Below are 18554 nucleotides of genomic sequence, written 5' to 3' on the forward strand. Positions count from 1 at the left end.
CCATGACCGTGAAGGACCGGATCAAAAGCGTCGCCCCGCGGGCCGCCCGGGAGCAGGTCCGGGAGCTGATGGTGCGCTACGGCGAGCGGACCAGCGACCATCGGCCACTGCCGGACTTCCTCGTCATCGGTACGAAGCGCGGCGGCACCACCTCGCTCTGGCGCTACCTGATCCAGCATCCCCTCGTGCCGCGGCTCTTCCCTGCGTGGAACACCAAGACCTCGCACTACTTCGAGGAGAACTGGTCGCGCGGCGAGGCCTGGTACCGGTCGCACTTCCCGACCCGCAGGCAGCGCGCCGCGCTGGAACGCAAGCACGGCGGACCGTCCAAGGTGGGCGAGGCCGCGCCGCTGTACATGTTCCATCCGCTGGTGGCGGGCCGGGTCGCCGACCTCATACCGCAGGCCCGGATGATCGTGCTCCTGCGCGACCCGGTGGAGCGGGCGTACTCGCACTGGAAGGAACGGCGCGGCGAGGGCGTGGAGCCGCTGGACTTCGCCGACGCCCTGGCGGCCGAGGAGAGCCGTACGGCGGGGGAGCGGGAACGGCTCCTTGCCGATCCGGGCTACCACTCCGAGGCGTACGACTGGTACACGTACCGGGCGCGAGGCCGCTACCTGGAACATCTCGAGCCGTGGCTGGACCGCTTCGACCGCTCCCAGCTGCTCTTCGTCGCCAGCGAGACGCTGTACAGGCGGCCGGCCGAGACGTACGCGCAGATCCTGAGATTCATCGGCCTGCCGTCGTACGAGCTGCCCGCGTACGACGTCTTCAACGACCGGCCGAGCAAGGGCATGGACGAGGACGTACGAGCGGAGCTGAGCGCGTACTACAAGCCCTTCAACGCGGCGCTGGCCGACCGGCTGGGGATGACCTTCGACTGGTCCTGAGCCGCGGCGTCGACGAGCCGGGCCAGGTGGAGCATCTCGCGGCTGTCCGGGTAGCTGCTCCACGGCCGCTGTTCGAGCTCCTCGATGGCGTACGTGAGCATCGATTGCTGCACCGAGGTGAGCGTGCCGCCGGAGGACAGCACGGCCAGAGCGCTGGCCCGCACCCGGGCGGCCGCCGGATCACCGCGGGTCAGCAGGCGCGCTATTCGTTCCCGGTACCACCTCTCGACGGCCAGCAGCGCACTCATCGGGGCAGGCGGGTGGCGAGCACGTCGAGCAGCGCCGGGTGCAGCTTCGGGTTCCAGCCCGCGCCGCCGCCGGACAGCTCGTATGTGCGCAGCCACAGCTCCACCAGGTAGGCATCGGCCACGAAGCGCTGCCCCGCCGCGTCCAGTCCCAGCGCCGGCCCGTGCTCGCGCAGCGCCTCGTCGACCGCCACCGCGCACTCGGCCGCGGGCCGCCGGTGGGTCGACAGGGCCGTCTGGAACGCCTGGTGGGCGAGGTCGAAGCCGACCGGTACGCCCGCCGCCCGGTTCTCCCAGTCCCAGACCAGCAGCCGTCCCCGGTGCCGGGCCATGTTCCACGGCACCCAGTCGCCGTGCCAGTCCCCGAACTCGAGCTCCTGACCGGTGTCCAGCGCGTCGATGAAGGCGTGGATGCGAGGGTCGGCGCCGGTCGCACGCTGCCGCCAGGCCGTCAGCAGCTCGGTGACCGGGCGCGGGGGAGTGGCCGGTCCGCCGCGCCGGGCGACCGCCAGCATGGCCTCCAGGCGCGGCCGGTCGGGCCGCCGGATGCGCCGGACCGTGCGCGGCATCGGCTCGATGATCGCGATCTCGCGGCCGTGCCACTGGGTGTGCAGGACGAGCCGCGGCGCGGGCGGGAAGCCGCCACTTGCCGGCAGGTCGGCCAGGGTGGCGGCCTCCGCCCGGACCATCGCGCGGGTGCCGTCGTTCCAGCCGATCTTCGCGTAGCCGCGGGGCCGGCCGCGGTCGTCGAAGAGCTGCAGGGTCGGCTTGTGGTGCGGGTCGGGCGGGCGGATGCCGATGGCGGCGTGCAGCCGGTCCACGCCGAGCCGCTCCGCCAGGAAGGCCGCGAGGAGCTCGCGCGGCTCCCGGGCGTGCACGGACAGGATCGGTGCCTTCGTGAGGCCCAGCAGCCCGAACCGGGCGAGCATGCCCACCGCCGCCCGGCCCGCCCGGACCTTTGGCGGCCGCAGCGCGTTGTACGCCAGCAGCGACGCCGCGGTGACCCGCCTCGACGCCAGCGGCAGCAGGAACCGGGCACCGGCCAGCGACGGGATCACGGCGTACCGGACGGTCGCGGAGGGATCATCGCCCACCGCGACCGTCACACCGGGGTCTCCGAACACGGCCCGGGTGACCCAGCCGAGCCCGTCTTCGAAAACCAGAGACTCTTTCAGCACGCCCTAGACCATAGGTGAGCGTCGTTCAGCGTTGATAGACCCGTACGTAGTCCACGAGGAAGTCCGCCGGGAACTGCGTGCTGCCGTCCGGGTCGCCGAGCCAGCCGCCGACCTGGAAGTTCAGCCGGATGTTGTACGGCTTGTTGAACGCCTTGTCGTACCACGGGGTGGTGCTCCGGTCCCGGGTCCAGACCAGCTTCCCGTCGATGTACCACTTCAGCGCGGTGGCGTCCCATTCGGTGGTGTACGTGTGGAAACCGTCCGCCGGGTAGCCGCCGGTGGGCAGGTTGATGCGGGTGTCCTGCTTGACCGGGGTGTAGTCCCAGAAGATGGCCGCGGTGGACTTGTCGTACCAGTCCTCGCCGCCGGGGAGCTCGGTGACGTCGATCTCACCGTTGCCGCCGTCGTCGGGGCGCAGCCAGAACGCCGGCCACAGGCCCTTGGACGTCTCCGGCTTGTTCGGGGACTTGGCGCGCATCTCGAAACGGCCGTACTTCCACGACGCCTTGCCGATGGTGTCGAGGTACGACTGCGTGTACTGGCGGTTCTCCGAGCTGCAGGAGGAGTTCTCCCGCAGGGCGCGCAGCGTGAGGTTGCCGCCGCCGACGAAGGTGTTCTTCGCGTTGTCCACGTTGCAGCCGGCGTCGATGTCGCGGCCTTCGCCGTCGCGCAGATTCCACTTCGACTTGTCGACGCTGCCGCCGTTGAAGTCGTCGCTCCAGACGAGCTCCCAGCCGGCCGGCGGCGCCGGTGCCGTGGTGGCGGCCGGCGGCTTGCTGGTCGGTGCCGCGGTGGTCTTCGTCGGCTCCGCGGGTTTGCTCGCCGGCGGCGTGGTGGCCGGTGCCGTGGTGGGCGGCGGCAACGCGGTCGCCGGCGTAGTGGGCGCGGCCGTGGGCTTGCCCTGCGTCTCGTACGCCAGCACGAGCTCGGGGTGCAGGTTCTCCTTGGAGTTCTCCCGCGACGCCCAGTAGACCCGGGTGTTCAGGTTCTCCTGGGAGAGCGCGAACGTGTAGGTGCCGTTGCGCTGCACCGACGCGGAGACGTCGAACTCGTTGTAGCCCTGCTTGACCGTGTCCAGCGCCTGCACGCTGCCGGCCGTGGCGAGCTGTGCCGGGGTGCTCGCCGCGGTCAGGTCGCCGGGCAGCGTGCGGGCCAGGATGCGGGCGGCGACGTCGTGCCACGCGTACACGCGCAGGGTCGTCTTCACTTTGGTGGCGTTGACCGGCAGCTTGTCCACCGCGAACTGCAGGGTGGCGTCCCGCCGGCCGTGCGCGTTGTTGTCGCAGAGCGAGGGGCAGCTCGCCAGCGTGGTCTTGACGTTGTTGTCCCCGTCCTGCGGCACCTGGGTGATGGTCGTGTCCGCCACCGGGTGCAACGTGAGCCCGTCCTCGTCGCCGGCGAAGACCGGCACGAGCGTCGCGGCTGTGACAGTCACCACGGCGATCCCGATGACCGTGAGCGAGCGGGTGCTGCGGATCCCCCGTCGCGGTGCCGGTGCGTGGGCCGGCGCGTGCGCCCTGCGCAACATCAACTCTCCTTTGTGGTTCGTCGATGTCGGAGCGTATAGGTGCGGGCACATAGATCACAGCCGCACAAAAGGCTCGCTAATGCTGGCTTAAGGCGGACCTAATGCCAATCCTCCGGTGGCGGTGGGTTCCTAGGCTCGGCGCATGCTGCGCAGGATCGCCGCCGTCGTGGTCACCCTCATCGCCCTGGTGGCAGGGGTTCGCCTGGTCACGGCCCCCGACCCCGCGGGGGTACGCCGGCAGCTGACGTTCCTGCGGGCGGCCCTCGACGACGACGCGGCCACGGACGCCCAGCAGCTCTTCCCCGAGGGCTACTTCTTCTTGTACGCCCTCTACGGTCTTGCCCGGGTGGACCTCGGCGACGAGCAGGAGGCCCGCTGGGCGCTCGAGCATCTGGAGACACCGGAGGGCCGGGCCCCGTTCAGTGCCGGCCTCACCCCCGCGTACGGCGTCTTCTACCAGGGGTGGACGAACTGGCTGCGCGGCGGCATCCTCTCGCTGCGTCCCGACCCCTTGCTGCGCGAGCGGTTCGAGGCCTCCTCCGCCGCCCTCGCCTCGGCCTTCGACGCGGCGCCGACGCCGTACCTCGCCGCCTACCCGGGGCAGGCGTGGCCGGTGGACTCGACCGTGGCGGTGGCCTCGCTGCGCCTGCACGACCGTCTCCTCCCTCCCCGGTACGGCGCCACGGTCACGCGGTGGCTGGCCGGCGTACGCGTGCGCCTGGACCCGGCGACCGGGCTGATGCCGCACACCGTCGACCCGGTCTCCGGGGCGCCGACGTCGGGCGCCCGCGGCTCGTCGCAGAGCATCATCCAGCGCTTCCTCACCGACATCGACCCCGCGTTCGCCCGCGAGCAGTACCAGCGCTTCCGCTCGCTGTTCGTGACCCGGCCGCTGCGCCTCGGGCCCGCGGTCCGGGAGTATCCGCCCGGTGTCTCCGGGGCCGGTGACGTGGACTCCGGGCCGCTGGTGCTGGGAGTCAGCCTGTCGGCCACGGCCGTCACGCTGGGGGCCGCCCGGGTCCAGGGAGACGCGACGCTGGCGCGGGCGCTGGAGAACTACGGGGAGCTGGTCGGCGTACCCGTGACCACGCCGTGGTCGAAGCGCTACGCCGGCGGCCTGCTGCCGATCGGTGACGCCTTCCTGGCTTGGTCGAAGACGGCTCGGCCGTGGGTCTCGGACCCACCGGCGCCGCCGGAGCGGGAGCTGACCCGCTGGTGGCGGGTGCCGCTGGTCGCGGTGCTGGCGTTGGCCGTCCTGTTGTCCTGGATTCCGGTGGCCCGCGCGGCCTCTTCAAGAAGGGAACAGCAGCGCCAGCGCGCGCCGGGCCAGGTCCTCGACGTCCTCCGGTGACTCCTGGAACGCGCCCCCCAGCGCGAGCGAGGCGATGCCGTGCACCAGCCCCCATGCGGCGATCATCGCCGCGGTCGGGTCGCCGGTCCCTTGTGCACGGATGCCGTCGCGCAGCGGCGCGATCGCCGTGGCACGTGTGGCGATCACCTCCGGGTCGTCGTCATCCAGCAGGTCGGTGCGGAACATGACCGTGAAGTGGCCGGGGTGGTCGAGGGCGAACCGCACGTAGGCGACTCCCACGTCGCGGAACTCCCCGGCGCCGGCCGCCGCGGTCAGCTCGTCGGCGAGCCACCGGTTGCCCTGCACCGCGAGCCCGTCGAGCACGCCCTCGCGGCTGCCGAAGTGCCGGCGGAAGGCGGTGTGGCTCACTCCGATGTCTGCGGCGATCGCGCGCAGGCTGAGCCCGCCGATGCCGTCCCGCGCGATGGCGGAGGCGGCCGCGGCAAGGATCGCATCCCGCAGGTTTCCGTGGTGATAGCCGGCCACGCGCGGATGTTACCGCCGGACACTTTTAGCCGTCAGATTTCCCGTGAATGTCGGACGAAAGATTGATCACCGGCGACCCGAGTCGGCACAAAACCGCGCTGACAGGGCTATCCGACCTAAAAGTCCATTTCCGGTACACCGCCCCAAATCCGTGGTTACAGTACGACCGGCGCAGTTCCCAAGTGCGAGCTTTGTCCCCGTGCTTCCGACCGCGCCGAACCGGCTTCATGGCCGGCGCTCCACCCGCCGTCGCGTGCGGCACCGAGAAAAGGCAAACCCGTCGAAAGGCGGGGACGCAAAGCCAGGGACCTCCCGAGCGGGAGGCGGCCCAGCCGCCGAAGGAGACAGAAGTACATGCGCTATCAACCAGCCCATGCAGCCAAGAGCGGCTCGGTACCGTTCATGCTGCGTGGACCCAAGTCGGTCCGTACGGTCCTGTCGGCCGCCGTCGCCGGCGTCGTCGGCCTCGTGCCGACCGTCCTCGTCGCGTCGCCCGCCATGGCCGCCGTCACGGCTGGCACCTACTCGATCGCCGACGCCTCAGGCGCCGAGGGCGGCTCGGTGACGTTCACCATCACCCGCACCGCGCCCTCCGTCGGTAACACACTCGGCGAGGAGACCCTCACCTGGGCCACGTCGGACGGCGATGCCACTGCAGGCGCCGACTACACGGCCGTGACGACCGGGAGCATCACCTTCCCCGCCTACACCAACACGGCCAGCGCGCAGACCCGGACGATCACGGTCCAGACGCTGCAGGACACCACCGACGAGGCGGACGACGAGGACTTCGTCGTCACCCTCAGCAAGCCGGGCGGCTCGCCCATCACCCTCTCCGACGCGACCGCCACGGGCACGATCGTCGACGACGACAACCCGACGTTCACGCTCGCGGCCACTCCGAACCCCGTCAACGAGTCGCTGGCGAGCGACGCGGCCCGTCAGGCGACGATCACCGCGACGCTGTCGAAGACCTCGACGTCCACCATCACGATCCCGATCTCGACGTCCAACGGCACCGCCACGGCGGGCCAGGACTACACCGCGGTCGACGACGTGATCACCATCGATCCCGGTGACCCTTCGGGCACCATCAAGGTGCCGGTCCTCGACGACGAGGTCGACGAGCCGGCGATCCAGAGCTTCACCGTCAACACGACGGCGGGAGCGAACGTCGCGGGCACCCAGTCGGCGACCGTCAACATCGCCGACAACGACGCCGCCCCGGTGATGAAGATCGCCGCGGCCGGTAACGTCACCGAGGGCGGGACCCTCACCTTCGCCGCCACGCTGGTGGGTACGTCGGAGAACACCGTCACCGCTCGCTGGGACACCAAGGACGGCCCAGTCGTCGCGGACGACACGCACGGGATCGCCAAGGCCGGCGACGACTACACGGCCGTCGCCAGCGGCACGGTCACGTTCGCCGCGGGCGCCACGACGCCCACCACGCCGATCACGGTCAAGACCCTGACCGACAACGTCGACGAGATCGACGAGGACCTGCAGGTCAAGCTCTCCGAGCCGTCGAACGCCACGCTCTTCACCACCTCGGCGGCGACCGGCACCATCCAGGACAGCGGCACCACGCTCGGTCCGCAGGTGACGCTGGCCCCCACCGAGATCACCGAGGGCAGCGCGACCACCAGCCGCGCCCGGACCTTCAAGGTCACGCTCTCCAAGGCGTCCGGTCGCGAGCAGCAGGTCGGCTACGCGGTCGCCGACGGCACGGGCAACGGCGGCACCATCGGCGACGCCGAGGACGGCAAGGACTTCGCCGCCACCACCGGCACGCTGACCTTCGCGGCCGGTGAGACCGAGAAGACCTTCACCGTCGACGTCATCGGCGACAACGTCGACGAGGCCAGCGGCGAGAACATGCTCGTCACCCTCACCGATGTGGGCGGCGGCCTCGCGGCCGGTCTGTCGCTGGGCGGCAACCAGGTGACCATCACCGACGACGACGCCAAGCCGATCATCAGCCTGAACAAGACCGACATCACGATGCCCGAGGGCGACGGTCCGTCCGCGGTGCTGTTCGAGATCAAGCTGTCGAACCCGAGCGCCAAGGCGATCGACTGGACCGCCACCCGCTCCAGCACCCCGGCGGGCACGGCGGCCGAGGTCGGCGACGCCGGGTCGGACCCCGGCGACGACGACTACGAAGAGCTGACGGCCCTGACCGGCACGTTCGATGCGGGCACGACCTCGCAGTACGTGCTGTTCGTGGTCAACGGTGACGAGGTGTTCGAGCCGGCCGAGACGATCCGCTACACGATCGTGCGCGACGGCGTCAACGAGGACGAGGCGACCGGCGGCCCGCTGACCGCACAGGTCACGCTCACCAACGACGACGCGGCGCCGCAGCTGGAGGTCACCTCCGCGGACGCCACCGAGGGCAAGGCACTCACCCTGAACGGCCTGATCACCGGTGTCGCCCAGGGCGACACGCCGCTGAACCTGACGCTCGTCGGCAAGGCGATGGACGGCAAGGCGGCCGCCTCGGCAGCCGACTTCACCCCGACGTCGTTCACGATCACGATCCCGGGCGGTACGGCCACCGGCACCAACTGGGCGATCGGCAGCGTGACGATCGCTGACGACGACGCCGCCGAGCCCGCCGAGACGATCCTCGTCAGCGGCGTCGGCTTCGGCAACACCGGTTCGGTCAAGGACGGCGTCATCACCATCGCGGCCAGCGACACTGACGCGCAGCCCGGTGACATCTCGCTCAAGTCCTCGGCCAGCTACCGGCTGGGTGTCGGCTCCCTCAAGCTGAGTGGTACGGCCCTGGCCAGCACCGAGCTCAGCCTGATGGGCAAGCCGATCGGCGCCGCCGATGACGCCGAGTGGGAGAGCCTGGGTACCACGACCTCGGACGAGGACGGTGCGTACTCCTTCTCGCCGAAGTTCACCACGACCGGCTGGTGGTTCAAGGTGACCGACGGCGACAACGAGTCCGACGCGATCAAGGTGTACCTCAAGCAGGACCCGGACTTCTACGTCCGGTCCTCCAGCAAGGGCGCCGCGACGCTGTCGGTCTTCGGTGACCCGCGGGTCGCCGGCCTCTCGGTCCGGCTGCTGCGCGCCAACAGCGACGGCACCTGGAGCACGGTCGGCACCGGCCGGCTGAACTCCGAGGGCAAGTACATCCGGACGCTGACCGGACTCAAGTCCGGCAAGTCGATCCTCTACAAGGCGACGGTTTACGGCGACGGCGACGTCGGCATGCTGACCAACACCTCGCATAGCGCACGCGTCACGATCCGCTGAACCACCTGGCAATGACGAAGGGGGCGGCCCACCGGGCCGCCCCCTTCCGCTTGTTTCCCCTGGACTAATCCACCTCGACGGCCGCCTGGGCGAACTGCGCCGAGTACAGCCGGGCGTACGCCCCGCCGGCCGCGATCAGCTCGTCGTGGCCGCCCTGCTCGACGATCGCGCCGTCCTCCATCACCAGGATCACGTCGGCGTCGCGGATGGTCGACAGCCGGTGCGCGATGACGAACGACGTGCGGCCCGTGCGCAGCGTGTTCATCGCCCGCTGGATCAGCACCTCGGTGCGGGTATCCACCGAGCTCGTCGCCTCGTCCAGGATCAGGATGCTCGGCTCCGCGAGGAACGCCCGGGCGATCGTGACGAGCTGCTTCTCGCCGGCGGAGACGTTGGAACCCTCCTCGTCGATCACCGTCTCGATGCCGTCCGGCAGGGACCGGACGAAACGGTCCACGTGGGCCGCCTCCGCCGCCGCGGCGACGTCCGAGGTGGACGGATCGTCCGCGCCGTACGCGATGTTGTCGGCGATGGTGCCCCCGAACAGCCACGTGTCCTGCAGCACCATGCCGATGTGCTCGCGCAGCTCGGCCCGGGGCATCGTGGCAATGTCGACGCCGTCCAGCGTGATCCGGCCCGACGAGACGTCGTAGAACCGCATCAGCAGGTTGACCAGCGTCGTCTTGCCCGCCCCCGTGGGCCCGACGATCGCCACGGTCTGGCCGGGCTCGACGCTGAACGACAGGTCCTCGATCAGCGGCTTGTCCGGCAGGTAGCGGAACGAGACGTGCTCGAAGGCGATCCGGCCCTCCACCCGGCGTGCGCCCGCCGACGCCGGCTCGGGCGACTGCTCGGCGGCGTCCAGCAGGGCGAAGACCCGCTCCGCCGAGGCCACCCCGGACTGCACGAGGTTGGCCATGCTCGCCACCTGGGTCAGCGGCTGGCTGAACTGGCGCGAGTACTGGATGAACGCCTGCACCTCGCCCAGCGACAACGAGCCGGAGGCCACCCGCAGGCCGCCGACCACGGCCACCAGCACGTAGTTGATGTTGCTGATGAACAGCATCGCCGGCTGGATCAGGCCCGAGATGAACTGGGCGCGGAAGCTGGACGCGTACAGCTTGGAGTTGTGGTCGTCGAAGGTCTGTGCCGCCTCCCGCGAGCGACCGAAGACCTTGACCAGCGCGTGGCCGGTGAACATTTCCTCGATGTGCCCGTTCAGCCGGCCCGTCGTCGCCCACTGCGCGACGAACTGCGGCTGCGCGCGCTTGCCGATGCGGGTGGTGACCCAAACCGAGATCGGCACGGTGACCAGCGCGATCAGCGCCAGCAAGGGCGAGATCCACAGCATCATCGCGAGCACGCCGACGATCGTCAGCAGCGACGTGACGAGCTGGGCGAGCGTCTGCTGCAACGTCTGCGCGATGTTGTCGGTGTCGTTCGTGGCGCGGCTGAGCACCTCGCCCCGGGCCTGCTTGTCGAAATAGGACAGCGGCAGCCGGGACAGCTTCGCCTCCACGTCCTGGCGCAGCTGGTACACGGTCGCCTGGACGACGCGGGCGGTGAGCCGGCCCTGGAACACGCCGAAGACCCAGGCCGCGAGATAGATCGCCAGCACCCACAGCAGGATGTGGCCGAGCCGGGTGAAGTCGACGCCCTGACCGGGGACGAAGTCGATGGCGGAGAGCATGTCGGCCCGGTTGTTCTCGCCGCGGGCCCGCAGCTGCTCGACGATCTGTTCCTTCGAGACGCCGGAGGGCACGCTCTTGCCGACGACGCCGGCGAAGATGACGTCGGTGGCGTGGCCGAGGATGCGGGGGCCCACCACCGACAGCGTCACGGCGGCGATGCCGAGCAGCAGCACCGCGCCGACCAGCATCCGCTGGGGCCGCAGCATGCGCAGCAGACGTTTGCTGGAGCCCTTGAAGTCCTGCAGTTTCTCGGTCGGCATGCCGCCGCCGCCCATCATCGGCCGGGGCCCGCCCATGGGCGCCCCTCCCGGCCGGCCACCAGGAGCCGTCACGCTGCTGCCTCCTGCTCCGTGAGCTGGGAGAGAACGATCTCCCGATACGTTTCGTTGGTGTCCATGAGTTCGGTGTGCGTGCCGGTGCCGACGACCCGGCCCTCGTCGAGCACGAGGATCCGGTCGGCGTCGCGGATGGTGCTGACCCGCTGGGCGACGATCACCACGGTCGCGTCCGCGGTCTGCTGGGCGAGTGCCGTCCGCAGCGCCGCATCGGTCGCGTAGTCGAGCGCCGAGAAGGAGTCGTCGAAGAGGTAGATCTCCGGCCGGTGCACGAGGACCCGTGCGATCGCCAGCCGTTGCCGCTGACCGCCCGAGACGTTCGTCCCGCCCTGCGCGATCCGCGCCTTGAGCCCGCCCTCCATCCGCTCCACGAAGTCGCGGGCCTGCGCCACCTCCAGCGCCGCCCACAGCTCCTCGTCGGTGGCGTCCGGGTTGCCGTAGCGCAGGTTCGACGCCACCGTGCCGCCGAACAGGTACGGCTTCTGCGGCACCAGGCCGACGAGCCGCGACAGCAGCCCGGGGTCGAGCCGGCGTACGTCCACGCCGTCGACGAGAACCTCGCCACCGGTCGCGTCGAAGAGTCGCGGCACGAGGTTGAGCAGGGTCGTCTTGCCCGAGCCGGTGCTGCCGATGACGGCGGTGACCTCGCCCGGCCGGGCCGTCAGGTGCACGTCGCAGAGCACCGGCGCCTCCGCTCCCGGGTAGTGGAAGGCGACGTCGCGCAGCTCGAGTTCGCCGTGCCGGGTCAGCTGCGTGACCGGGTTCGCCGGGACCAGAACCGACGTCTCGGCGGCCAGCACCTCCTCGATGCGCTCGGCGCACACGTCGGCCCGCGGGATCATGACGAACATGAACGTGGCCATCATGACCGCCATGAGGATCTGCATCAGGTAGCTCAGGAACGCGGTGAGCGCGCCCACCTGCATCGCGCCGCTTTCGATGCGATGCCCGCCGAACCACAGCACGGCGATGCTGGAGAGGTTCACGATCAGCATGAGGCTGGGGAACATGACCGCGATCAGCTTGCCGACCCGCAACGAGACGTCGGTCAGCTCGTCGTTGGCGGCGCCGTAGCGGGCCTGCTCGTGTTCGTCGCGGACGAAGGCGCGGATGACCCGGATGCCGGTGATCTGCTCGCGCATGATCCGGTTGACCTTGTCGATGCGCACCTGCATGCGGCGGACAAGCGGGCGGATGAGGCGGATCAGGATCAGCACCACGATCAGCAGCAGCGGCAGGATCACCAGCAGCAGCCCGGACAGCGGCACGTCCTGGCGCAGCGCGAGCAGGACGCCGCCCACGCACATGATCGGTGCGGAGATCGTCAGCAGGAAGCCCATCAGCACGAGCATCTGGACCTGCTGCACGTCATTGGTGATGCGGGTGATGAGCGAGGGCGCGCCGAACTGCCCGACCTCGCGGGACGAGAAGTCCATCACCCGGGAGAAGATCGCCGCCCGGATGTCGCGCCCGGCGCCCATGGCCGTCTGCGCGCCGAAGTAGACCGCCGCGACCTGCGCGGCGATCTGCACCAGCGACACGCCGAGCATCCCCGCGCCGACGCGCATGATGTAGCCGGTGTCGCCGGGCACGACCCCTTTGTCAATGATGTCGGCGTTCACGGTGGGCAGATAGAGCGTGGCCAGCGTGGCGACGAACTGGAAGAGCACGACCAGCAGGATCGACTTTCCGTACGGCCGCAACCGCGCACGCAGTAGTCGGATCAGCACCTTTCAGGCACCTCTCGGATCGGTTTCGGATGGGACGAGCAGGCCGTCGAGCAGGAGCGAGACCATCTCGTCCCCGTCGAAGCGGGCGGGATCACCGAACGGCCCGAAGGAGTTCGCGCCGCAGAAGAGCAGAAGCAGCCCCGCGACCGTGGCCGGCGGGCGCCGCAGGAGGGCGGCATCGGGCGTGATCAGCTCGGCCAGGACCGCCTGCAGCCGCTCACGGGACCGGGCCATCCGCTCGGCCGCCTCCGGATGACTGCCGGAGGCCAGCACCAGCTTGCGGGCGCCGGCCATGAGATGGGCGTTCTCGGCGAAGCGCTCGTTGATCAGCGTGGCGGCGCTGGAGAGCCGCGCGCGCAGCCCGGCGCCCGGGTCGATGGCCGCGATCGCGTCCAGGGTGGGCTGCGGGTCGAGCGTCTCCAGCAGGGCCGCCACGATCAGCGACTGCTTGTCGGGGAAGACGCCGAAGATCGTGCCCTCTGCTACCCCGGCCGCCTCGGCGATCCGCCGCGTGCTGACCTCGAGCCCGAACTCGAGCAGCAGGGGAACGGTCGCGGCGATGAGGGCGGCCCTGCGGTCGTCGGGTGCCATCGCGGGCACCCGACGCCGGCGCACCTGCCCGGGCGTGGAACTCATGCCGGCGACACTACTGAGCGAGCACTCACTCAGCCACTGATATTTGTCATGGCTTTCGGTCGGATTTCAGTCTTAGGCGTCGGAGAGGGTGGCTCCGGGCCGCCGGCGCCGCGTGCTGCACGGCGCCGGGGCTCAGACGTCGGCGAGGGCGGCCCGGGCCGCCGGCACCGCACGCTCGCGGTCCGCCGGGACCAAGCCGAGGCGGGTGCGCCGATCCAGCAGATCGTCCTCGGTCACCGCGCCCTCGTGGCGTACCGCGAAGAGCAGCTCGGCGCCCGTCACCTCGACGCCCGGCGCCACCGGCTCCCGCAGGGCCGGATCCGTCGTGCCGAGGGCGTGCACGGCCGGGGCCTCGGCGCCGTAGCGGGCGATCAGCCGGGCCGGCGCGCTCAGCCTGGCCAGCCGGGCAGCCGGTGCCGCCCCGACCAGCGGCAACCGCGCGGTCCGGCACGGGCCGGCGCTCAACCCCGCATAGGACACCGCAGCGTCGACCGCGTCGGCCGCCATCCTCCGGTACGTCGTGAGCTTGCCGCCCACCACAGTGGTGACGCCCGAGGCGGAGGTGCGTACGGCATGGTGCCGTGACAGGTCGGCGGTGCTGTCCGCCCGTCCCGCCAGCAGTGGCCGCAGGCCGGCGAACGTACCCACGACGTCGGCCTCGGTGAGAGGGGCCTCCAGCGCGGTCGCGAAGACGTCGAGCAGGAAGCCGACCTCCGCCGGACTCGGCTGCGGCACGTCGCTCACCGGGCCGTCGACCGGCTCGTCGGTGATACCGGCGTAGACGAGCCCGCCTGCCTGCGGAAGCGCGAAGACGAACCGGTTGCTCTCGCCCGGCACGGGTACGGTCAGCGCGGCCGTGGGGTGGCCGAGCGCCGCGGCGCGCAGCACCAGGTGGGTGCCGCGGGACGGGCGCAGGCGTACGGTCGGGTCGAGCTCGCCGGCCCAGACCCCGGTGGCGTTGACCACGGCCCGCGCCCGAAGCTCGTGGCGTTCGCCGGTCAGCGTGTCGCGGACGGCGGCGCCCCGCCCGTGCAGGTCTTCGACGGCGCAGTGGGTCACGATGCGCGCGCCGAAGCCGGCCGCCGTACGGGCCAGCGCCACGACCAGCCGCGCGTCGTCGACCAGCTGGCCGTCCCACTGCATCAGCCCGCCGCGCAGGCCCGAGCGGCGTACGGCGGGTGCCAGCCGCCGCACCTCGACGGCCGAGATGCGCCGGGAGCGGGGAAGGGCGGCGCGCGGCGTGCCGGCCGCGATGCGCAGGGCGTCGCCCGCGGCGAAACCGGCCCGCGTCAGCCAGGCCTTCGGCGCCGGGACGAACGGGGTGAGCGGCAGCACGAACGGCAGCGCGCTGACCAGGTGCGGGGCCGTACGCCGCAGCAGCACGTCCCGCTCGGTGGCGCTCTCGTACGCCAGCCCGATGTGGCCGCCCGCGAGGTAGCGCAGTCCACCGTGGACCAGCTTGGAACTCCAGCGGGAGGTGCCGAAGGCGAGGTCGGCGGCGTCGACGGCGGCCACCGACAACCCGCGGGACGCGGCGTCCAGGGCCACCCCGGCGCCGGTCACGCCCAGGCCCACGACCAGCAGATCGACCGTCGTGCCGCCGGCCAGCTCGGCGAGGTCGCGGCGGCGGCGGGCCGCGGACAGCGAGGTGGCGCTCACGGCCGCAGGTGCCGGTCGAGGAGCAGGCGCAGCTCGTCGTCGAGCGCGTCCTCGGTGATGTCGCCGTCCGCCCCGGTCATGGTCGAGGCGGAGATGACGAAACCGTGTACGGCCAGGACCGCCGTACGCGCCAACAGCACCGGGTCCTGCCGGCGCAGGGAGCCGTCGCCCTGGCCTTCCGTGATCGCCGCCACGAGGTGCTCGAGGATGGCGTCCTGCACGCTGCCACGACGATCCACCAGGTAGGGGAGCAACACTTCGGGATCGAGCTCGACCACGCGCCGGAACATCGCGTGCCGGCGCAGCGCCCGCGAGCCGCGGACGAGGCCGTCGACGATGCGCTCGCGTGCCGTCTCACCCACGGCGTCCGATTCCGCCGCGAAGGCCAGCGTGCTCCACTCGCGGGTCATCAGATCGGCCATCAGCGTCGCCATGTCCGGCCAGCGCCGGTACATCGTCATGCGGGAGACGCCGGCTCGCCGCGCCACGTCGGTGAGCGTCGTGCGTCGCAGGCCGACCGCGAGCACGCACTCCCGGGCCGCGTCGAGCAGCGCGTCATCACCTCGCTCACGGGCAGGGGTGTTACGAGTTGACGTCATGTGTCACAGTGTAACGCATGACCACCTTCCGCTGGGGAGATCCCGCCGACGCCGTCACCCTGCCCGCCACCGTGCGCGACCTGCTCGCCGCCGCGCTGGGCGTGACCGGGCCCCGCCCGGCGGCCGAGCCGGTGCTGCCCGAACCCGCGCCCCTGCCGGACTTCCCTGGCCTCGACGTCTCGCCGGCCGCCCGCCTGTGCCACGCCGCCGGAATGTCCACCGAGGACCTTCTCACCGCCCGCGGTGGCTCGGTGCCTGACGCGCCGGACGGCGTCGCCCGGCCGACCTCGCACGAGGAGGTGCTGGAGGTGCTGCGGCTGGCGGCCGAGCACCGGGTGGCGGTCGTGCCGCACGGCGGCCGTACCTCCGTCGTCGGCGGCCTGCGGGCGGTCCGCGACGGTTATGCCGGTGTGGTAGCCCTCGACCTGAGCGGCCTCGACCGGCTCCTGCGCCTCGACCGGACCTCCCGGACGGCCACCTTCCAGGCCGGCGTGCGCGGACCGCGCGCCGAGGAGATGCTCGCCGCCGAAGGCTTCACCCTGGGCCATTTCCCCCAGTCGTTCCAGTACGCGACGCTCGGCGGTTTCGCCGCCACCCGCTCCAGCGGCCAGGCGTCGGCGGGCTTCGGCCGGTTCGACCAGATGGTCGTCGGCCTGCGGGCCGCCACCGGCGCGGGAACCCTCGACCTGGGCCGGGCGCCGCAGTCCGCCGCCGGGCCCGACCTGCGCCAGCTGCTGCTCGGCTCGGAGGGCGCCTTCGGCGTGCTGACCGAGATCACCGTGCGCATCCGTCCGCAGCGAGAGCTCCGGTACGCCGGCTGGGCCTTCCCGTCGTTCGAGGCGGGGATGCGGGCGGTGCGCGCCCTCGCCCAGGACGGCCCGCTGCCGGCGGTGCTGCGGCTCTCCGACGAGGCCGAGACGGCTATCAACGCGGCGACCGGGTCGGGCGCGGAGGCCGGTGGCGGCTGCCTCGCCATCGTGGGCCACCTCCCCGGCGCGGACCCGGCCGAACGGCTCGCGGAGTACGGGGGCGAGCCGCTCGGGGAGGAGCCGGGCAAGGCGTGGGAGGCCGGCCGGTTCCGGGCGCCGTACCTGCGCGACGCCCTGCTGGACGCGGGAGCGCTCGCCGAGACGCTGGAGACGGCCACCTTCTGGGACCGCCTCCCCGAGACGTACGCCGCCGTCCGGAACGCGCTGGTCGGGACCCTCAGTGCGGCCGGGACGCCGCCCATGGTCATGTGCCACATCTCCCACGTGTACGAGACCGGCGCCTCGCTCTATTTCACCGTCGTGGCCGCGCAGGCGGAGGACCCGATCGCCCAGTGGCGGGCAGCGAAGGCGGCGGCGGGCGAGGCGATCGTCGCGTCCGGCGCCACGATCAGTCACCACCACGGCGTCGGCCGCGACCACCGCTCCTGGTACGGCGAGGAGATCGGCCCGGTCGGCACCGCCGTGCTGCACGCGGTCAAGCGGGCCATGGACCCGCACGACGTCCTCAACCCGGGAATCCTGCTCCCGTGATGCGCGAGACGTTCACCGCGGTCGTCAACCCCGCCGCCGGTGCGGGGACCGCCGCGGCGACGATGATCACTCTGGCCCGGGCGCTGCGGGAGAGCGGGGCCTGGGTGCGGGTCACGTACAGCCGGGGTCTGAAGCATGCCACCGAGCTGGCCGCCGCGGCCGCCGCCCGGGGTGAGACGGTGCTGGCGGCCGGCGGCGACGGCATGGTGGGGGCGGTGGCGGCCGGCCTGATCGGCACGGCGGCGGACTTCGGGGTGGTGCCGGCGGGCCGGGGCAACGACCTGGCCCGGGCGGTGCCGCTGCCGCGGGACGACCCGGCGGCCTTCGCCGCGGCCCTGCGGGAGCGTCCGAGCCGGCCGGTCGACGTGGCGATGGTGGGGGACCGCGTCGTGCTCGGCAGCGTCTGCGCGGGCCTGGACGCGGCCGCGAACGCCGCGGCCAACCGGTGGCGTCTGCCGCGCCGGCCGATCGCCTACCAGATCGCCGCGGCCGGCGTGCTGGCCCGCTGGCGGCCGGTCACCTATGACCTGGTGGTCGACGGGCAGCCGCAGCGGCTGGTCGGCAACACCGTCGTCGTGGCCAACTGCGCCTGGTACGGCGGCGCGCTGCGGGTCGCCCCGGCGGCACGGCTGGACGACGGGCTGCTCGACCTCGTGACGATCGGCGAGATGGGGCGCCGCCGGCTCGTGCCGGTCCTCGCCGCCATGCGCCGCGGCGAGCATGTGACCATGCCGGGCATCGCGTCCCGGCCGGTCCGCGAGGTCACCATCGCCACCGACCGCCCGACGCCCTTCTATGCCGACGGCGAGCCGCTGCCGCCCGGTCCGGCGACGGTGACGGTACGCCCGGGCGCCCTCCGGATGATCGGCGCCTGAGCGGGGATCACCGGAGCGACGCGTCCAGCCGGCGGATCAGCTCTCCGACGCGCCCGCCGCCGGGCGGGGCCGGAGGATAGCGCCGCAGGACGTCCACCACGACGGGACTCGCGAGGAGCCGGGCCTGCGCGATGCGCTCGGCTCCGACGGCGGGATCGTCGCCGGCGTCGAGCTCGAGCGCCCGGGCGGCATGGGCGGCCGCGCCGAGGATGTGCTTGACCTGGGTGGCCCTCGCCAGTGGGTGCAGGTACGCCGCACCGGCCGCCGCCAGGGCCGCTCGGGCAGCGTCGCTCGCCGCGGCATGCCCTGCGTCGCGGGTCTCCTGGGCCGCGCGCTGGGCCGCCCACGCGCAGTCCCGCAGCGCCTTGGTGCGCTCGCCTCCCTCCGCGAACGCCCGCGCGGCGTCGATCGCGGCTCGGGGGCGCCCGTCGTCAGGGCGTACCCGTTCGAAGATCGCCAAGGCCGGCCCCGCGCATGCCGCCGCATAGTCGGCAACCTCGCGGAGCTCGGACCGGGTGAGGTCATCCATGGCGTCATCTTTGCGTACGGGTCGGTATT

General features: G+C 71.9%; 15 protein-coding genes and 1 riboswitch. Of the genes, 5 read left to right on the plus strand and 10 right to left on the minus strand.

The annotated features are described in order from the left end of the window. Positions 1–2: 2 nt before the first annotated feature. On the plus strand, positions 3–890 hold the full coding sequence (locus AB0368_RS25710; RefSeq protein ID WP_366156512.1) for a sulfotransferase domain-containing protein: 888 nt from the start codon (positions 3–5) through the stop codon (positions 888–890). Here the strand turns inward: AB0368_RS25710 and AB0368_RS25715 are convergent. The 3 genes from AB0368_RS25715 to AB0368_RS25725 are packed head-to-tail and all read right to left on the minus strand — an operon-like array spanning position 830 to position 3841. Next, positions 830–1138: a hypothetical protein gene (locus AB0368_RS25715; RefSeq protein WP_366156513.1), complete on the minus strand. Its 309-nt coding sequence runs from the start codon at positions 1136–1138 to the stop codon at positions 830–832. The two genes, AB0368_RS25710 and AB0368_RS25715, sit on opposite strands and share 61 nt — an antisense overlap. Next, a complete protein-coding gene (locus AB0368_RS25720; RefSeq protein ID WP_366156514.1) occupies positions 1135–2313 on the minus strand; it encodes a hypothetical protein in 1179 nt (392 codons plus the stop codon). Before AB0368_RS25720 ends, AB0368_RS25715 begins: the two co-directional genes overlap by 4 nt. Before the next feature lie 25 nt (positions 2314–2338). Further along, positions 2339–3841 carry a family 16 glycosylhydrolase gene (locus AB0368_RS25725; RefSeq protein WP_366156515.1) on the minus strand — a complete coding sequence of 501 codons (1503 nt, stop codon included), beginning with the start codon at positions 3839–3841 and terminating at the stop codon, positions 2339–2341. Positions 3842–3983: 142 nt separating this feature from the next. On the opposite strand from AB0368_RS25725, the gene AB0368_RS25730 reads away from it, so the two are divergent. Further along, on the plus strand, positions 3984–5192 hold the full coding sequence (locus AB0368_RS25730) for a hypothetical protein (RefSeq protein ID WP_366156516.1): 1209 nt from the start codon (positions 3984–3986) through the stop codon (positions 5190–5192). On the opposite strand, the gene AB0368_RS25735 is transcribed toward AB0368_RS25730, so the two are convergent. Then, complete coding sequence (locus AB0368_RS25735; protein ID WP_366156517.1) at positions 5133–5678, minus strand: TetR-like C-terminal domain-containing protein; 546 nt, start codon at positions 5676–5678, stop codon at positions 5133–5135. The genes AB0368_RS25730 and AB0368_RS25735 overlap by 60 nt on opposite strands. Before the next feature lie 260 nt (positions 5679–5938). Further along, a riboswitch (cyclic di-GMP riboswitch) is annotated at positions 5939–6018 on the plus strand. Between the two features lie 14 nt (positions 6019–6032). Between AB0368_RS25735 and AB0368_RS25740 the strand changes: the two genes are divergently transcribed. Continuing rightward, entirely contained in the window at positions 6033–8951 is a 2919-nt protein-coding gene (locus tag AB0368_RS25740) for a Calx-beta domain-containing protein (RefSeq protein WP_366156518.1), read from the plus strand. Positions 8952–9015: 64 nt separating this feature from the next. Here AB0368_RS25740 and AB0368_RS25745 read toward each other — a convergent pair whose 3' ends face one another. From AB0368_RS25745 to AB0368_RS25765, 5 genes are all read right to left on the minus strand, one after another. Then, on the minus strand, positions 9016–10938 hold the full coding sequence (locus AB0368_RS25745; protein ID WP_366156519.1) for an ABC transporter ATP-binding protein: 1923 nt from the start codon (positions 10936–10938) through the stop codon (positions 9016–9018). Between the two features lie 32 nt (positions 10939–10970). After that, positions 10971–12707, minus strand: a complete 1737-nt coding sequence (locus tag AB0368_RS25750; protein ID WP_366156520.1) for an ABC transporter ATP-binding protein — start codon at positions 12705–12707, stop codon at positions 10971–10973. A gap of 3 nt (positions 12708–12710) precedes the next feature. Further along, entirely contained in the window at positions 12711–13343 is a 633-nt protein-coding gene (locus tag AB0368_RS25755; RefSeq protein ID WP_366156521.1) for a TetR/AcrR family transcriptional regulator, read from the minus strand. A gap of 132 nt (positions 13344–13475) precedes the next feature. Beyond that, positions 13476–15002: a glycerol-3-phosphate dehydrogenase/oxidase gene (locus AB0368_RS25760; RefSeq protein ID WP_366156522.1), complete on the minus strand. Its 1527-nt coding sequence runs from the start codon at positions 15000–15002 to the stop codon at positions 13476–13478. Next, the gene (locus tag AB0368_RS25765) at positions 14999–15601 is read right to left on the minus strand and encodes a TetR/AcrR family transcriptional regulator (RefSeq protein ID WP_366156523.1); all 603 of its coding nucleotides are present in this window, start codon (positions 15599–15601) and stop codon (positions 14999–15001) included. Before AB0368_RS25765 ends, AB0368_RS25760 begins: the two co-directional genes overlap by 4 nt. Before the next feature lie 17 nt (positions 15602–15618). Here AB0368_RS25765 and AB0368_RS25770 point away from each other — a divergent pair, with 17 nt between their 5' ends. Together AB0368_RS25770 and AB0368_RS25775 are read left to right on the plus strand one after the other, a co-directional pair. Continuing rightward, positions 15619–17121: an FAD-binding oxidoreductase gene (locus AB0368_RS25770; RefSeq protein ID WP_366156524.1), complete on the plus strand. Its 1503-nt coding sequence runs from the start codon at positions 15619–15621 to the stop codon at positions 17119–17121. Then, entirely contained in the window at positions 17121–17996 is an 876-nt protein-coding gene (locus tag AB0368_RS25775) for a diacylglycerol kinase family protein (RefSeq protein ID WP_366156682.1), read from the plus strand. The genes AB0368_RS25770 and AB0368_RS25775 overlap by 1 nt, the downstream gene beginning before the upstream one ends. Before the next feature lie 7 nt (positions 17997–18003). Here AB0368_RS25775 and AB0368_RS25780 read toward each other — a convergent pair whose 3' ends face one another. Next, positions 18004–18525, minus strand: a complete 522-nt coding sequence (locus tag AB0368_RS25780) for a putative immunity protein (RefSeq protein ID WP_366156525.1) — start codon at positions 18523–18525, stop codon at positions 18004–18006. Between the last annotated feature and the right edge of the window lie 29 nt (positions 18526–18554).

Source organism: Actinoplanes sp. NPDC051475, assembly GCF_040689425.1.
Taxonomy (GTDB): Bacteria; Actinomycetota; Actinomycetes; order Mycobacteriales; family Micromonosporaceae; genus Actinoplanes.

What these genes read in the sequence shown, in the direction of transcription:
- AB0368_RS25710 (WP_366156512.1), top strand. Translation starts at nt 3, where the DNA reads ATGACCGTGAAGGACCGGATCAAAAGCGTCGCCCCGCGGGCCGCCCGG.
- AB0368_RS25715 (WP_366156513.1), bottom strand. Translation starts at nt 1,138, where the DNA reads ATGAGTGCGCTGCTGGCCGTCGAGAGGTGGTACCGGGAACGAATAGCG.
- AB0368_RS25725 (WP_366156515.1), bottom strand. Translation starts at nt 3,841, where the DNA reads ATGTTGCGCAGGGCGCACGCGCCGGCCCACGCACCGGCACCGCGACGG.
- AB0368_RS25730 (WP_366156516.1), top strand. Translation starts at nt 3,984, where the DNA reads ATGCTGCGCAGGATCGCCGCCGTCGTGGTCACCCTCATCGCCCTGGTG.
- AB0368_RS25740 (WP_366156518.1), top strand. Translation starts at nt 6,033, where the DNA reads ATGCGCTATCAACCAGCCCATGCAGCCAAGAGCGGCTCGGTACCGTTC.
- AB0368_RS25745 (WP_366156519.1), bottom strand. Translation starts at nt 10,938, where the DNA reads ATGGGCGGGCCCCGGCCGATGATGGGCGGCGGCGGCATGCCGACCGAG.
- AB0368_RS25755 (WP_366156521.1), bottom strand. Translation starts at nt 13,343, where the DNA reads ATGAGTTCCACGCCCGGGCAGGTGCGCCGGCGTCGGGTGCCCGCGATG.
- AB0368_RS25765 (WP_366156523.1), bottom strand. Translation starts at nt 15,601, where the DNA reads ATGACGTCAACTCGTAACACCCCTGCCCGTGAGCGAGGTGATGACGCG.
- AB0368_RS25770 (WP_366156524.1), top strand. Translation starts at nt 15,619, where the DNA reads ATGACCACCTTCCGCTGGGGAGATCCCGCCGACGCCGTCACCCTGCCC.
- AB0368_RS25775 (WP_366156682.1), top strand. Translation starts at nt 17,121, where the DNA reads ATGCGCGAGACGTTCACCGCGGTCGTCAACCCCGCCGCCGGTGCGGGG.
- AB0368_RS25780 (WP_366156525.1), bottom strand. Translation starts at nt 18,525, where the DNA reads ATGGATGACCTCACCCGGTCCGAGCTCCGCGAGGTTGCCGACTATGCG.